This window comes from Streptosporangium sp. NPDC000563 (assembly GCF_040299985.1).
Taxonomy (GTDB): domain Bacteria; phylum Actinomycetota; class Actinomycetes; order Streptosporangiales; family Streptosporangiaceae; genus Streptosporangium.
The window spans coordinates 142,548-157,049 of the sequence record NZ_JBEPDA010000013.1 but is presented as its reverse complement, the minus strand read 5'-3'; the positions used below and the strand labels follow the sequence as shown (position 1 = coordinate 157,049).

General features: G+C 70.7%; 13 protein-coding genes. 8 read left to right on the top strand and 5 right to left on the bottom strand.

Features of this window, described 5'->3' with window-relative positions; translation table 11 throughout:
- Positions 1–37 precede the first annotated feature (37 nt).
- The 7 genes from ABT352_RS26375 to ABT352_RS26345 all read left to right on the top strand — a co-directional run bounded on the left by ABT352_RS26375 (position 38) and on the right by ABT352_RS26345 (position 7,155).
- A complete protein-coding gene (locus ABT352_RS26375) occupies positions 38–175 on the top strand; it encodes a putative ATP-grasp target RiPP (protein WP_350947614.1) in 138 nt (45 codons plus the stop codon).
- Positions 176–329: 154 nt separating this feature from the next.
- Positions 330–1,352 (top strand): MvdC/MvdD family ATP grasp protein, encoded by a 1,023-nt coding sequence (locus ABT352_RS26370; RefSeq protein WP_350947613.1) that lies wholly within the window; start codon positions 330–332, stop codon positions 1,350–1,352.
- Positions 1,349–2,353: a TIGR04500 family putative peptide maturation system protein gene (locus ABT352_RS26365; protein WP_350947612.1), complete on the top strand. Its 1,005-nt coding sequence runs from the start codon at positions 1,349–1,351 to the stop codon at positions 2,351–2,353. Before ABT352_RS26370 ends, ABT352_RS26365 begins: the two co-directional genes overlap by 4 nt.
- The gene (locus ABT352_RS26360; protein ID WP_350947611.1) at positions 2,350–2,856 is read left to right on the top strand and encodes a hypothetical protein; all 507 of its coding nucleotides are present in this window, start codon (positions 2,350–2,352) and stop codon (positions 2,854–2,856) included. The genes ABT352_RS26365 and ABT352_RS26360 overlap by 4 nt, the downstream gene beginning before the upstream one ends.
- Positions 2,853–4,991 (top strand): peptidase domain-containing ABC transporter, encoded by a 2,139-nt coding sequence (locus tag ABT352_RS26355; protein WP_350947610.1) that lies wholly within the window; start codon positions 2,853–2,855, stop codon positions 4,989–4,991. The genes ABT352_RS26360 and ABT352_RS26355 overlap by 4 nt, the downstream gene beginning before the upstream one ends.
- A gap of 99 nt (positions 4,992–5,090) precedes the next feature.
- Complete coding sequence (locus ABT352_RS26350; protein WP_350947609.1) at positions 5,091–5,402, top strand: DUF4352 domain-containing protein; 312 nt, start codon at positions 5,091–5,093, stop codon at positions 5,400–5,402.
- A gap of 187 nt (positions 5,403–5,589) precedes the next feature.
- A complete protein-coding gene (locus tag ABT352_RS26345) occupies positions 5,590–7,155 on the top strand; it encodes a hypothetical protein (RefSeq protein ID WP_350947608.1) in 1,566 nt (521 codons plus the stop codon).
- Positions 7,156–7,400: 245 nt separating this feature from the next.
- Here the strand turns inward: ABT352_RS26345 and gatB are convergent, their stop codons facing one another.
- The 5 genes from gatB to gatC form a co-directional block, all read right to left on the bottom strand.
- On the bottom strand, positions 7,401–8,906 hold the full coding sequence (gene gatB / locus ABT352_RS26340) for an Asp-tRNA(Asn)/Glu-tRNA(Gln) amidotransferase subunit GatB (RefSeq protein WP_350947607.1): 1,506 nt from the start codon (positions 8,904–8,906) through the stop codon (positions 7,401–7,403).
- Between the two features lie 115 nt (positions 8,907–9,021).
- Positions 9,022–9,591 (bottom strand): hypothetical protein, encoded by a 570-nt coding sequence (locus ABT352_RS26335; protein WP_350947606.1) that lies wholly within the window; start codon positions 9,589–9,591, stop codon positions 9,022–9,024.
- Entirely contained in the window at positions 9,588–10,676 is a 1,089-nt protein-coding gene (locus ABT352_RS26330; protein ID WP_350947605.1) for an AAA family ATPase, read from the bottom strand. Before ABT352_RS26330 ends, ABT352_RS26335 begins: the two co-directional genes overlap by 4 nt.
- Positions 10,677–10,746: 70 nt before the next feature.
- The gene (gene gatA / locus ABT352_RS26325; protein WP_350947604.1) at positions 10,747–12,237 is read right to left on the bottom strand and encodes an Asp-tRNA(Asn)/Glu-tRNA(Gln) amidotransferase subunit GatA; all 1,491 of its coding nucleotides are present in this window, start codon (positions 12,235–12,237) and stop codon (positions 10,747–10,749) included.
- Positions 12,234–12,533, bottom strand: a complete 300-nt coding sequence (gatC, locus tag ABT352_RS26320; RefSeq protein WP_350947603.1) for an Asp-tRNA(Asn)/Glu-tRNA(Gln) amidotransferase subunit GatC — start codon at positions 12,531–12,533, stop codon at positions 12,234–12,236. The genes gatA and gatC overlap by 4 nt, the downstream gene beginning before the upstream one ends.
- 471 nt (positions 12,534–13,004) lie before the next feature.
- Between gatC and ABT352_RS26315 the strand changes: the two genes are divergently transcribed.
- Positions 13,005–14,420 carry an ATP-binding protein gene (locus ABT352_RS26315; RefSeq protein WP_350947602.1) on the top strand — a complete coding sequence of 472 codons (1,416 nt, stop codon included), beginning with the start codon at positions 13,005–13,007 and terminating at the stop codon, positions 14,418–14,420.
- Positions 14,421–14,502 lie beyond the last annotated feature (82 nt).

The following is a 14,502-nucleotide window of genomic DNA, read 5'->3' as shown; positions in this document are numbered from 1 at the left end:
AGCCGGGGTCGCGACGACGCGGCCGAGAGGAATGATCATGTCGAAGATCACGATTGACGACCTGCCCTTCGAGGGTGCCGAGCTCGCCGAGGCCGAGCTGGGCGAGGTGTCCGGCGGCAAGTGGTCGGTCAGCGCGTGGAAGAAGGACCTGCCGTGCGAGTGGTGGCAGTACTAGTCCGCGGATCCAGCGGCTGATCGGGCCGGCCCACCGACGGGACCTTCCCCCCGGTGAGGCGGGCCGGACCCTTCGGCGGACGGGCGCATCGGACGAACACGGCGCGGCGGGACGGGAGACCCGTTCCGCCGCGCCTTCGAGACGGGACCGGACAGTGATTCTGATCATCAGCAGGCGGGGTGACGGGGCGGTCGAGAGGGTCGTGGCCGCACTCCGGCGGCGCGGCGCTCACCTGGTGGGAGCGGACGGCGACGCGAACACCACCGCGACCTGCTCGGGGACGCCCGTGCTGTGGTGGGACACCGGTGACTTCCCGAGCCGCAGCCGGATCACCGCGTCGTTCGCCGGCGGGGAACGACGGCTGCTGCTGGACACCGGCGCGGAGACGATCGACCTGTCCCGGATCACCGCGGTCTGGCGCAGCCGTCCGAGCGCGCCCTCCGCGGCCGACACCGTGACCGAGCCGAGTCACCGCGCGCACGTCGACCGGCAGGCGGAGTTCATGCTGGACGGGGTGTGGAGCCTCCTGCCCGCGCGCTGGCTGCCCGGCCGCCGGGCGGACGAACGCCGCGCGCACAACAAGATCTTCCACATGGCGCGTGCGATCGAGCTGGGCTTCTCCGTACCCGACACGGTCTACACCAACGATCCCGCCGAACTCGCGGGCGCGTACGAATCGGCGGAACGGCTGGTCGCCAAGCAGATCACCGCCGAGCCGTTCCAGGTCGACGGCGCCGAGCACCGCGCGTTCACGACCGTGGTCACCCGCCGCCACCTGACCTCCCGGCACCGCCTCCAGGACGAGCCGGTGATCCTGCAGCCCTACGTTCCCAAGGCGGTCGAGCTGCGGGTGATCGTCGTGGGAGAGCGCGTGTTCGCCGCGGAGATCGACGCCTCGGCCTCCCGGGCGGCGAGGGACGACTGGCGGCACTACGACAACGACCGGGTCAGGTACGGCGTACACGAACTGCCCGCCGAGGTGGCGTCGCGCTGCGCCCGGCTGGTCGCCGACGTCGGCCTCACCTACGCGGCCCTGGACCTCATCGTCACCCCCGGCGGCGAGTACGTCTTCCTGGAGCTGAACTCCAACGGCGCGTGGGGGTTCGTCGAACTGTGGAGCGGACTGCCCGTCAGCGACGCGATCGCGGGCTGGCTCATGGACGGAGAGAAACCGTGACCGATTTCGCGCAGGCCCTGCGATCCGGGGTCTCCCTGCTCCGTACGCTGCCCCGCCGCGACGCGGGCGTCGCCGACGCCCACCGTGCCGTCGGCGAGTGGGCGGCGCGGCACCCGGAGATCCGGGCACAGCTCGTCGTCGACCGGCGCCCCGGAACCCCGGTGGTCGACTACGACCTGCTCCTCGACCATCCCGAGGGCGGCACGGTCGCACTGACCGCCCCTGCCGAGGACGGGGTGCCCTGGCTGATCGACCACTCGACGCACTGGGCGGCCGGGTATCTGGTCAGCGTCAACGACGTGGACGTGACGGTTCCCCAGGCGCTGACCATGCTGCGCTCGCTCTCCCGGAGGGACGCGTCGCCGTACCAGGAGATCGTCGACCAGTGCCTGCTCGTCGAGGCCACCGAAGAGGCCGCCGGCACCGAGCCGCTCACCGCCGCCGACCTCCAGGCGACGGCCGACGAGTTCCGCAGGAGCAGAGGGCTGCACGACCGCGCGTCGACCCTGGCCTGGATGACCGAGGCCGGGATGTCCGGCGAGCGGTTCGAGGCGTACATCACCGAGATCGCCCGCCGCCGCCGCTTCCGCCGGGACAAGGAGGCGGAACTCGCCCCGGGCCACCTGGCCGCGAACCCCGGCGCCTTCGCCCGGGTCAGGGCCGTGTGGGTCACCGGCGAGGAGAAGGTGTCCGCCGCCGGCACGACCGACCTCCTCGCCGCCCTGACCTCGTTCGGGGAGGGGACGTCAGTGGAGGAGACGGTGGTGACCTTCGCGACCCGCTGGGAGACGGATCTGCCCGAGGCACTGCGCGGCGCGGCGCCCGGCCGCGTCGTCGGCCCGGTCGAGCTGCCCGACGGCGGCTTCCTGACCGGCGCCGTCCTGTCCAGGAGCGCGGCCATCGGCGACGCCGAGACCCTCGCCGCCGCCGGACGCGCCGCGTTCGCCCGCTGGCTGGCGGAACGTCGCGCCTCGGCCACGATCGAGTGGCACTGGTCGTGATCGATCCGGACAGCACACAGGCCGTCCCGGCGCCCGGCCGGCACCGGGTGCGGCACTGGGAGGACAGCGAGGGGTACCGTACGCGGCCCCCCTACGCCCCTCCCGCCTCCCCTCCGCGCCCCGCGGCCGACGCCGACGACCCCCGAACGCGTTTTCCCGCCACCGCCGACGCCACCGAGACGCGGACGCAGCCCTCCACCACCGCCGACGCCACCGACCCCCGGACGCGCCCCCCGGCCACCACCGGCCCCGGGATGCCCTCCTCCTCGGCCGGCCCCGCCGCGCCGACGCCGTCCGCACCGGCCGGTCCCCCCTCGGGGAGCGGTCACGGGCGGCCCATCTACCGGGAGGAGGCGCTGCGCCGGCACGCCGACTCCCGCGCCGCCGCCAAGATGCCGCTGGTGATCAGCGGCCCGTCGTTCCTGCTGCTGTGGATCGTGGTGGCCGCCGTCCTCGCGGCCGGTGCCACGCTGATCACGCTCGTGCTGGGAGCGGGCGGATGAGGAACCGCGTACCGGTCCTGCTGCAGAACAGCGTCACCGAGTGCGGCGCGGCGTGCCTGGCGATGGTGCTCTGCCACCACGGCCACCGCACCACGCTGCACCAGGTGTCCGAACGGCTGCAGGTCGGCAGGGACGGGCTGAGCGCCAAGGCCATCGTGGAGGGCGCCCGCGAACACGGCCTGAAGGCGCGTGCCTTCTCCCTCGCGCCCGAGGACCTGGCGCGTGTGCCGCTGCCCGCGGTCGCGCACTGGGAGTTCAACCACTTCGTGGTGGTCGAGCGCTGGTCACCCGACCGGGTTGACCTCGTCGATCCCGGGCGGGGCCGCCGCCGCCTCACCGCGGAGGAGTTCGGCGCCGGGTTCACCGGCGTACTGCTGGTCTTCGAACCCGGCGAGGGGTTCCATCGCGGCACGTCCTCGATGGCGAGCGCCTGGCGGCGCGAGTTCGTCCGCACCCTGTTCCGGCGCCGCCGCGGCCTGCTCGCGCAGGTCATCGCCGCCTCGCTGCTGCTGCAACTGCTGGGCCTGGCGCTGCCCCTGCTCTCCCAGCTGCTGATCGACAAGGTCATCCCTTCCCGGGGAGCGGACCTGCTCCCCCTCCTCGGGGGGGCCGTGCTGCTGGCCGGGGTGGCCCAGTTCGTGATCGGCTACCTGCGGGCGGCGCTGCTGGTGGCGGTACGGGCCCGCGCCGACCAGGAACTCACCGAGGGGGTGATCGGCCACCTGGTGACGCTGCCGTACCGGTACTTCGCGCAGCGCGGCAAGGGCGACCTGCTGACCAGGGCCGCCAGCGTCTCCACACTGCGTGACATCCTCACCGGCCAGATCGTGGCGGCGCTGCTGGACGGCCCGCTCGCCATCGGCTACCTCGTGCTCGTCTACGTCTGGGATCCCGTCTTCGGGCTCGCCCTGACCGGGGTGGTCGTGGCTCAGGGGCTTCTGGTGCTGGCCACCACCCGCCGGATCAACCTCCTCACCCAGCGGGAGCTGACCGCCTACTCCGCGTCGCAGAGCAGCCTCATCCAGGCGATCACCGGCATCGAGACGCTGAAGGCGTCCGGGGCCGAGAGCCGGGCGGTGGAGCAGTGGTCGGCCCACTTCACCGAGCAGCTCAACGCCGACGTGCGCAGCGGCCTCACCCGGGGCCTGGTGGAGGCCGCGCTGTCCGCGATCCGGGTGGTCGCCCCGCTCGGCCTGCTGTGGCTCGGCACCTGGCGGGTCCTCGACGGGGAGCTGACCGTGGGCGCGCTGATCGCGCTCAACGCCATCGCGCTCGGCGCCCTCACCCCGCTGGGCTCGCTCATGACCGGCCTGCAGAGCCTGCAGCAGGCGGGCGCGCACTTCGACCGGCTCTCCGACATCCTGGCCTCGGAACCCGAACCCAGCGAAGGCATCGAGGTGCTCCGGCTGCGCGGCGCGGTGGAGTTGCGCGGCGTGAGCTTCCGGCACGACCCCCGCGGCCCGTGGGTGGTGAGGGACGTCTCGGTCTCCATCCGGCCGGGGCAGAAGGTCGCGCTGGTGGGCGCCTCGGGCTCCGGCAAGAGCACGCTGGCCAGGCTGCTGCTCACCCTGCACACCCCGGTGGAGGGCGAGATCCTGTACGACGGCGTTCCGGCCTCCGAGCTCAACCTGCGCACCCTGCGCCGCCAGTTCGGTGTGGTCGGCCAGGACTCCTCCCTGTTCAGCGGATCGATCAGGGAGAACATCGCACTGAACCTCCCCGACGCCCCCCTGGAGCGGGTCGTCGCCGCGGCCGAGGTGGCGGCGCTGCACGAGGAGATCATGGCCATGCCGATGAAGTACGAGACGGTGCTGACCGACGGCGGCGGTCTCTCCGGCGGCCAGCGTCAGCGGCTCTCGCTCGCCCGCGCGATCCTGCCGCGACCGAAGATCCTGCTGCTCGACGAGGCCACCAGCAACCTGGACAGCGCCACCGAGGCGACCATCGAGTCCAACCTGTTCTGGCTCACCCAGACCCGCATCGTGATCGCCCACCGGCTGAGCACGATCAGGGACGCCGACCTGATCCTGGTGATCGACTCCGGACGCGTCGTGGAGCGCGGCACCCACGACGAACTGATGGCCGCCGCCGGCAAGTACGCCGAACTCGTAACCGCCCAGAGCAGTCCCACCTGACTTCGCTCCCCGCACGACACGAACCGACTCGATTTTCGAGATAACGCAACCGAACGGACGGCGCTTACCAACCTGCGGTCGAGTATTCGATCACCCGGCATGCATAAGAAGGCCAGAAGAATCGCGGATCGCGTCATCCGGGCGGACATCCGGTCCAACTCATCCTCAAAAACACCGGGCAGCCCGTCCAACGGCGCCATGTTGATCGACACCGAGGGCCAGCAATACCGAACAACGTACGGCGATATACAGGAAGGCGTCTCGTTCGCCGGATCGGTCACGATGAGCAGCGGCGACAGCCGCAAGGGGGTCCTCGTCTTCGAGGTCCCCAAGACCATGAAAATCAAAAAGCTTCAGTTCGCACTGGACAGTGGATTCGCCGACCACAAGGGCGAGTGGCTGACCGAATAGAAATACGTTCACAACGCGCTGATCCCAGCGAGATCAGCGCGTCCGCCAACGCGTTGTCAGCACGGGAGCGGTTGGCCGCGGTCCTCGCCGTCGATCCGGGCGAGCTGGCCCGTGATTGCGATCCGGGCCCCCGATAGGTCATCATAGCGGTCATGACCTACAGGAAGGGCGGCCACCGCCCCAGCCGATGAACCCCGGCACGTGGGAGCCGGGCGACGATCCTCTCGATGAGCGCCCCACCTTCCTCGCTCACGCCCTCGCGATGTCCCTGCGTTACGGGTCCGGCCCGTGGCCGCAGGACGCGGACCGGCTCCCCGATGACCAGCCCCGCCCCACCGGCGACGAACCGTTCATCAGCAGCGTCGTCATGGACGGCATCCAGAGCCATCACTTCGGTATCGAGTCCGACGACGACGCCGTCATCGAGATCGCCGACCTGCTCGGCAGGATCGTCACCGGCGATCCCGCCCATGACGATCTTCTACGGCTGCATGCTCGGTCAAGCGCCGTTTCGGCGCTCGGTATCGCCGACGATCTCGTCGACCGAATCCGGCGACTACGACTCCCCAGAGACCGCATAGGCGCGGTCGGCAGACATCTGGCCGAGCACGGCACCCACCGTGAAGCCGTCAAGATCGGCATTGTGCTGCTCGGCGCCTGTGGGGACGAACGGGACCGCGAGCTGCTGCTCCTGCTCGGCACACTGGAGGAACTCACCCTGTACGCGGTGGTGGCCCTGCAGCGCACCCAGCCCGACCGCCAACGCGCCACCTACGAACTGGCCCGCCGAGTGCGCGGCTGGGGCCGCATCCACGCGGTGGAACGACTCAAAGGGTGCGGCGATCCACAGATCAGGGCCTGGTTGCTCCGCGACGGCTTCCGCAACGAGATCATGGACGAATACCTGGCCCACCTCGCGGCCACGACCGGTGACCTGTACTCGGCCCTGCTGGAGCCGGACATCGACGACGCCTTACTGGACGGCGCCGCGGACATCCTGGCAGCCCTGGCCCTGGGTGGCCCGGCCGAGGACATGAGCGACTACGCCGACGCCGTACCGGCCATGCATCGCCTCGCCGACCTCCTCGCCGACCGGGGAGGCACGCTCGGCAGGCTGGACGCCGCGCTGAGAATCCTGGCCTTCCTCCGCGAGCTCGACGACGATTCGCCCTGGCCGCCCGACACGATCGCGCGGCTCCGCCGCCGCTACGAGGAACTCACCGCCCAACCTCGGTGGAACGACCTCGTACTGGAGTGCCTGACCGACCCGCACCACGCCCATTTCCACCACGCGATGTGGGTTGCCGACAGACTTCGGCTGCGGGTGGTCCCGCAGATCATCGCCCGGCTGAAGACCGATCCGCTGGACGAGTCCGCCTGGTACCACGCCATCCGGCTCGCCACCGCCGAGGAGGCCGAACAACTCGGACACCTGGCCGAACGGCTCCTTCCCCTCGCCGATCTGGCCGACGGGCCTGGTGATCACCGCGGCATCGGCGAGGAGTACCGGCCGGATCGAGCGCTGGAGTCCGTCGTAGGCGGACTGGAGGCCTTCCCTGGCATCGGACTGACACTGATCGACGTGGCGCTGCGCGGCCGACTCACCAGAGTCCGGCGCGCTGCCCTGGCCACACTGACCGGCTGGCCGAGCTCAGCCGTACCAGACGAGGCCAGACACTGGCTGCGGCAGGCGGCGTCGGTCGAACCCCACGAGAAGACCAGAACCGAGATGATCGACTTCCTTCGAAACTAACGCTGGTCAGCCGCTCGGCGGAGCGTTCGTCTCACATGGCGAAGGCCGACGTGTGGAACCTCCGGCGCGACCTCCAGGACGCCGGCGCGCGGTCTTTTCACGGAACCTCCGGCGGCCACCTCCCGGACGCCGGCGCGCGGGCTCCTCGCGGAACCTTCCGCGTGGGCCTCCCGGAAGCCTCACGCGCGGGCCACTCTCAGCCCGTCGCGTGAGCCTCCGGGAGACCCCGCACGCGGATCGCCCGGTCAGCCGGAGACGCCGAGGCGCTCCAGGATGAGCTCGCGGGCGCGGCCCGCGTCGGCCTTGCCCCTGCTCGCCTTCATGACACCGCCGACCAGGGCGCCGACGGCGGCGACCTTGCCGCTGCGGACCTTGTCGGCCGCGTCGGCGTTGCTCGCCAGGACCTGGTCGATGATCTCCATGAGCTCGCCCTCGTCGTTGACGATCTGCAGGCCGCGGGCGGCCACCACCTCGTCGGGCGAGCCCTCGCCGTTCAGCACGCCCTCAAGCACCTGGCGGGCCAGCTTGTCGTTCAGCGCTCCCCCGGCGACCATCGCGCACACCCTGGCGATCTGGTCGGGGGTGATGCTCAGCGCGCTCAGCGGGAGCCCGGCCTCGTTGGCGCGGCGGGCCAGCTCACCCATCCACCACTTGCGGGCGTCCGCGGGCGGGGCGCCCGCGGCGACCGTCGCCTCGACCAGGGAGATGGCGTCGGCGTTGTGCATGGAGGCCATGTCCAGGTCGGAGACGCCCCACTCCTGCTGGAGCCGCTTGCGCCGCGCGCCCGGCAGCTCGGGCAGGGCGGCCTTGAGGGTCGCGACCCACGCGGGGTCGGGGGCGATCGGCACCAGGTCGGGCTCGGGGAAGTAGCGGTAGTCCTGCGCCTCCTCCTTGGACCGTCCCGAGGTGGTGGTGCCGGTGTTCTCGTGGAAGTGACGGGTCTCCTGGATGATCCGGCCGCCGTCGGCCAGGATCGCGGCCTGGCGCTCGATCTCACCCCGTACGGAACGCTCGACGCTGCGCAGCGAGTTGACGTTCTTGGTCTCGGTGCGGGTGCCCCACTCCGAGGAGCCGCGCGGCATGAGGGAGACGTTCACGTCGAAGCGCATGGAGCCCTCCTCCATGCGCACGTCGGAGACACCGAGACCGCGCACCAGCTCACGCAGCTCGGTGCCGTAGGCGCGGGCGACCTCGGGGGCGAGCCTGTCGGTCCCCGGGATCGGCTTGGTGACGATCTCCACCAGCGGGATGCCCGCCCGGTTGTAGTCGACGATCGAGTAGTCGGCGCCGTGGATGCGGCCGGTCGCGCCACCCACGTGGGTGGACTTGCCGGTGTCCTCCTCCAGGTGGACGCGCTCGATCTCGATCCTGACGGTCTTGCCGTCGACCTCGACGTCGAGGTAGCCGTCGAAGCAGAGCGGCTCGTCGTACTGGCTGATCTGGTAGTTCTTCGGCATGTCCGGATAGAAGTAGTTCTTCCGGGCGAAGCGGCACCACTCGGCGATGGAGCAGTTGAGCGCGAGACCGATGCGGATCGTCGCCTCGATCGCGGCGGCGTTCGCCGTCGGCAGCGAGCCGGGCAGCGCCAGGCAGACCGGACAGACGTGCGTGTTCGGCGGTGCGCCGAACGCGGTCGGGCAGCCGCAGAACATCTTCGACGCCGTACCCAGCTCGACGTGCGTCTCCAGGCCGAGCACCGGCTCGAAGCGCTCCAGCGCCTCGTCGTACGGCATCAACGTCTCAGCGCTCATTGTCGTTCACCGCTCCTCGCTCGCTACGCGGAGCGCTCGTCCCTCGCGCGCCACTACGCTCACTGCGTCGGGCTCTCTCAGCGCTCATTGTCGTTCACCATTTCCATAGAAAACGTCACAGATATCCAAGTCCCTTCAACGCGTTCCTCGTCTCGGCCACCCAGTTCGCGTAGGCGGGCACCTGGGCCAGAACGGCGAGGTCGATGTTGCGTCCTATGTACTCGAAGTAGTCGCGGGCGGGCTTGCCGCGCTGGGGGACGGTCGTGGCCAGCACCCCCGCGGGGTCGGAGATCCTCTCGACGTCGCGAGGTCGCGCGGGCAGCCTGCTGAGGTCGCTGCCCTCCAGTTTCGCCCACGCGGCGGGGTCGGCGAGCATCCAGCCTTCGGTCTCGCCCATTCCGATCACCGGCACGAGGTAGTGCGAGTGGTAGCGGACACCCTCTCTGCGGCGGCGCTCCCGCTCGTCTTCGTGCGTGAAGAGCAGGTGGCAGTCGGCCGCGAGCTCCTCCAGCGCGGTGACCAGGTGATCCCGGTCACAGGAGACGACCTCCGTCGCCTCGACGTCCACGGCGTACGGCGACATCCAGGTGAGCTCGCGCAGCTGCCTGGAGATCAGGACGCCGAGGAAGCCCTCGTCGACCTCCCCTTCCGCGATGAGTCCCGGCACCAGGGGGCGGCTGCTCATGCCGCCGCTCCCAGGTATTCGCGGACCTGCCGGGGCGAGACGAACGTTCCCGGCTCGCCGTCCGGCTGGATCGACTTGGCCACGGTCACCCGCGAGACCCGGTCGTTGTCGGGGTCGACGCGGACCGCGGTGTCGAGGAACGTGAGCGCGTCCGGCTCGGTCCGGTAGACCTCGGCGACGACGATCGGGGACTGACTGGTGAGGATGAGCTGCCGCAACGGCTCGGGACCTCCGGGCACGGTGATCCGGCGGCGCACCCGCCGGAGCAGCTCGCCGAGGCGGGCCGGGTGGACACCGTTCTCGATCTCCTCCACCAGCAGCGTGCCCGGGTGGTCGGGGTCGTGCAGCGCGGTGAGGAGGCCGAGGATCCGCAGCGTGCCGTCGGACAGCAGCGCGGCGGGAACCGCTCCCTGGCCGTCGACGAGCAGCTCGAAGGAGCACTCCCCGCGCTCGACGCGCGGCACCAGGTCGATGACGTCGGGAACCACCCCGGCGAGATCGGCCGCGAGGTCGGCCAGCGCCCCCGTACCCGCCATCCGCCCGAGCACCGCGGCCAGGTTCGCGCCGTCGGCCGCGAGCGGCCCCCGGTCGGCCGCGGGGCACCGGCGGCGCATCGCCGCAGGTGACGGCGAGTATCGCCGCCACGACTGGACCGTACGGCGGGGCGTTCCCTCCGGGTCGGGGTCCTCGACCATGAGCTCCAGCAGCTCCTCGGGGATCCGCTGGACCGCGTGGCTGACGACGGCACCGCTGGATCTGGGGATCTTCAGCACCATCTCCGCGCCCACGTCGAACCTGACCGGGACCACGGAGCCCGGCTCCGGGGTGACCAGCGCCTCCACCGAGACGACGAACCCCGGCACCGCCGAGCCGTGGGCGACCCGGTGGAACTGCTCCCCGGGCAGCCCTCGGGTCGCCCCGAGCAGCCCCCCGGAACCTTCGATCTCGGCCGCCACGAACCCCACGGCGTCGAAGAGGTTCGACTTGCCGCTCGCGTTGGGACCGACCAGCGCGAGGAAGGGCGGCACATCGAGATCGAAGCTCAAGAAGGACTTGAACCCGTCGATCTCGATCCGAGTGATCATGCCACCGTTCTCCCTGTCACCTGTCTCCCCCTAGCCCCACGAACCCTCGCCCCACGGTCCCGGAAAAGCCCTACAGCTCCGGCGCCTTGGACAGCAGGTCGCCGCCCCACCGGCTCTGGAGCGCCCTCTCCACCGCGGCGCCGACCCGGTAGCAGCGGTCGTCGCCGAGCACCGGGGCCATGATCTGCAGACCGACGGGCAGTCCGTCCTCGTCGGCCAGGCCGCACGGCACGGAGATCGCCGCGTTGCCCGCCAGGTTGGTCGGGATGGTGCACAGGTCGGCCAGGTACATCGCCATGGGGTCGTCGGCGCGCTCGCCGATCGGGAACGCCGTGGTGGGCGTCGTCGGCGAGATGAGCACGTCCACCTGCTGGAAGGCGGCCTCGAAGTCGCGCGCGATGAGCGTGCGGACCTTCTGCGCCTGCCCGTAGTAGGCGTCGTAGTAACCGCTGGACAGCGCGTACGTGCCCAGGATGATGCGGCGCTTGACCTCGGGGCCGAAGCCCTGCGCGCGGGTCAGGGCCATGACCTCCTCGGCGCTGCGGGTGCCGTCGTCGCCGACGCGCAGGCCGTAGCGCATCGCGTCGAAGCGGGCCAGGTTGGAGGAGCACTCCGAGGGGGCGATGAGGTAGTACGCCGGGAGCGCGGTGGTGAACGACGGGCAGGAGACCTCGAAGACCTTCGCGCCCAGCGACTCCAGCAGCTCCACGGTCTCGTGGAAGCGCGCGAGCACGCCCGCCTGGTAGCCGTCGCCGCCGAACTCCTTGACCACGCCGATGCGCAGCCCGGCCACGTCGCCGTTGCGCGCCGCCTCGACGACCGAGGGCACCGGGGCGTCGACGGAGGTGGAGTCCATGACGTCGTGCCCGGAGAACGCCTCGTGCAGCAGCGCCGCGTCGAGCACGTTGCGGGCGAAGGGGCCCGGGGTGTCGAGCGAGCTCGCGAAGGCGATCAGGCCGTATCGGGACGAACCGCCGTAGGTGGGCTTCATGCCCACGATGCCGGTGACCGCGGCGGGCTGGCGGATCGAGCCGCCGGTGTCGGTGCCGGTGGACAGCGGGGCCTCGTACGCGGCGACCGCGGCGGAGGAGCCACCCGAGGAGCCGCCGGGGATGCGGGAGAGGTCCCAGGGGTTGTGGGTGACGCCGTACGCCGAGTTCTCGGTGGAGGAGCCCATCGCGAACTCGTCGAGGTTGGTCTTGCCGAGGATCACCAGCCCGGACTCGCGCAGGCGGCGGGTCACGGTCGCGTCGTACGGCGGCTTCCAACCCTGGAGGATCTTCGATCCGGCCGTGGTCGGCATGTCCCTGGTGGTGAAGACGTCCTTGTGCGCGATCGGCACCCCGGCCAGCGGGCCGAGCTCCTCGCCGGCGGCCCTGCGGGCGTCGACGGCGCGCGCCTGTTCCAGGGTCGTCTCGGCGTCGATGTGGAGGAAGGCGTTCACCTTCGGCTCGACGGCGGCCATCCGGTCGAGGTGGGCCTGGGCGACCTCGACGGCGGAGACCTCACCGCTCGCGATCAGCGCGCCGAGGTCCGCGGCGGACTTGCGGATGAGGCTCATGCTTCCTCCCCGAGGATGCGCGGGACGCGGAAGCGGTCGTCCTCGACCGCCGGGGCGCCGGACAGCGCCTCCTGCGGCGTCAGACTGGGTCGCACCTCGTCGGGACGGTAGACGTTGGTGAGAGGGAGCGCGTGCGAGGACGGCGGGATGTCGTCGGCCGCCACCTCGGCGACGCGGGCGACCGCACCGATGATCACATCGAGCTGGGCGGCGAAGTGGTCGAGCTCCTCGTCGGCCAGCGCCAGCCGGGACAGCCGGGCGAGGTGAGCGACCTCGTCGCGGGTTATGGCGGACATGAGTCGTTGAACCCGTTTCGTGGAATGGCAATTGGACACTGTCATCCTATGGCTCGCGACCTGAGGGTCCCGACTCATTAACACGGCCGCAACCGAGCGAAGATCTCTTACTCGGGGCGGTCAGACCGCGTCCGGGCCGTCACCCCTCGCGGGAAACCCCCCGAAGTCCGCCGGTGCGGGTCCGGACGGGGTCGCGACCACGATCCCGACGGGCTGACCGACCTCGAAACGTCTTCCGTCACGGACTCGGGCGACGTCCGGCGTGAACCTTACGCCCCGGAGGGAGCGGCCCGTCTCGTCCCGTGCGAACGGTCGGCCGTGCGCCCTTCCCGAGGAGATCGCGGACCACGCTCCTCATCGCGTGGAAGCGTACTTCTGAGAAGTACGCTTCCATCTTCCTTCGCCGACAATACTATCGCCAGCGATAGTATTGTCGGCGATAGTATCGCCGATGGAAGTATCGGGGGAGGCGTGGGCGAGTTCATCGGCAGGGAGCGCGAGCTGGCGGCTCTCGGTTCCCTGCTCGACCGCGTCCGGACGGAGGCGACGACCGGGCGTCCCGGGCGGTGCGTGCTGATCCGGGGACGCAGGCGAATCGGCAAGTCGGCCCTGGCCGAGGAGTTCATCGCCCGCAGCGGCCTGCCGTCGCTCTTCTACACCTCTGCGCGGGCGGACGCCCAGAGCGAGCTCCACCAGATCATGGCCGATGTCGCGATGTCGGACCTGCCGGGCAGGAACACGTTCCTGGAGGCGGCACCCGGCACCTGGAACGGAGCACTGCAGCTGCTGGCGGACGCGCTTCCCGACGACAGCCCGTCCATCGTCGTGATCGACGAGGTCCCCTATCTCATGGACCGCGTCGACGCCTTCGAGGGACTGCTCCAGCGCGCCTGGGACCGGTTTCTCAGCCGCAAGCCCGTGCTGCTGATCCTCATCGGATCCGACCTGTCCATGATGGAGGCGCTGAACAGCTACGAGCACCCCTTCCACCAGCGTGGCACCGAGATGATCGTCGGGCCGCTCAACCCCCGTGAGATCCAGCAGATGCTCCACCTCACGGCCGCCGACGCGTTCGACGCGGCCCTCGTCACCGGCGGTCTCCCGCTCGTCTGCGGGGAGTGGCCTCGTGGGGCGTCGCTCTGGGAATATCTGCACGCCGCCCTGACAAACCCGGTCTCGGCCCTTCTGGTGTCCGCCGAGCGCTCCCTCGCGGCCGAGTTCCCCTCCGCCGCCCAGGCGAGTGAAGTGCTCCGGGCCATCGGCAGCGGCGAGCGCACGTTCACCAACATCGCCAGAAGCGCGGGCGGGATCTCACATAGCACCCTTTCCAGGGCGGCCGAGCTTCTCACCTCCAAGGGGATCGTCACCGGTGACCTGCCGCTGTCCACCCGCCCTTCCAAAGAGCGCCGATACCGCGTGACCGACCCGTACCTGCGATTCTGGCTCCACTTCGTCCGGCCGCACATGCCCGAGATAGAGCGTCGCAGAGGTGACCTGACCATGCGGCGGGTCGCCTCGCAGTGGAGCAGCTGGCGAGGCCGAGCCGTGGAACCTCTCATCCGCGAGTCACTGGCCCGGCTGCTCCCCGACGACCGGTTGCCGGAGGCGCCGGCGATCGGCTCCTACTGGACCAGGAGCAACGACGTGGAGATCGACATCGTGGGTGCGGACAGGGGGCCGATCGCCCGGCGGCTGTGTTTCCTGGGGTCGATCAAGTGGCTGGAGAACGCCTCGTTCGACGACCACGACCTCGCCGCCCTGGCCGGACACCGAGCGGCCTTGACGGACGAGCCCATCCCGCTCGTCGCGGTCTCGCGCGGCGGAGTCTCCTGCGCCGGCCTCACCGCCGCGTACGGCCCCGATGATCTCATCCGGGCGTGGAGCTGACCCCGTCGCCGGCAGGTACCTCATCGTCGCGAGTCGGCGGCCGTGTCCGCGCCGGCTCAGCGGGTGATCACCCCGGGCCGAT

Excerpts from the sequence above, each read along its gene's own strand:
- gatA (WP_350947604.1), bottom strand. The coding sequence starts at position 12,237 with ATGAGCCTCATCCGCAAGTCCGCCGCGGACCTCGGCGCGCTGATCGCG.
- ABT352_RS26330 (WP_350947605.1), bottom strand. The coding sequence starts at position 10,676 with ATGATCACTCGGATCGAGATCGACGGGTTCAAGTCCTTCTTGAGCTTC.
- gatB (WP_350947607.1), bottom strand. The coding sequence starts at position 8,906 with ATGAGCGCTGAGACGTTGATGCCGTACGACGAGGCGCTGGAGCGCTTC.
- ABT352_RS26375 (WP_350947614.1), top strand. The coding sequence starts at position 38 with ATGTCGAAGATCACGATTGACGACCTGCCCTTCGAGGGTGCCGAGCTC.
- ABT352_RS26350 (WP_350947609.1), top strand. The coding sequence starts at position 5,091 with ATGCATAAGAAGGCCAGAAGAATCGCGGATCGCGTCATCCGGGCGGAC.
- ABT352_RS26345 (WP_350947608.1), top strand. The coding sequence starts at position 5,590 with ATGAACCCCGGCACGTGGGAGCCGGGCGACGATCCTCTCGATGAGCGC.
- gatC (WP_350947603.1), bottom strand. The coding sequence starts at position 12,533 with ATGTCCGCCATAACCCGCGACGAGGTCGCTCACCTCGCCCGGCTGTCC.
- ABT352_RS26355 (WP_350947610.1), top strand. The coding sequence starts at position 2,853 with ATGAGGAACCGCGTACCGGTCCTGCTGCAGAACAGCGTCACCGAGTGC.
- ABT352_RS26335 (WP_350947606.1), bottom strand. The coding sequence starts at position 9,591 with ATGAGCAGCCGCCCCCTGGTGCCGGGACTCATCGCGGAAGGGGAGGTC.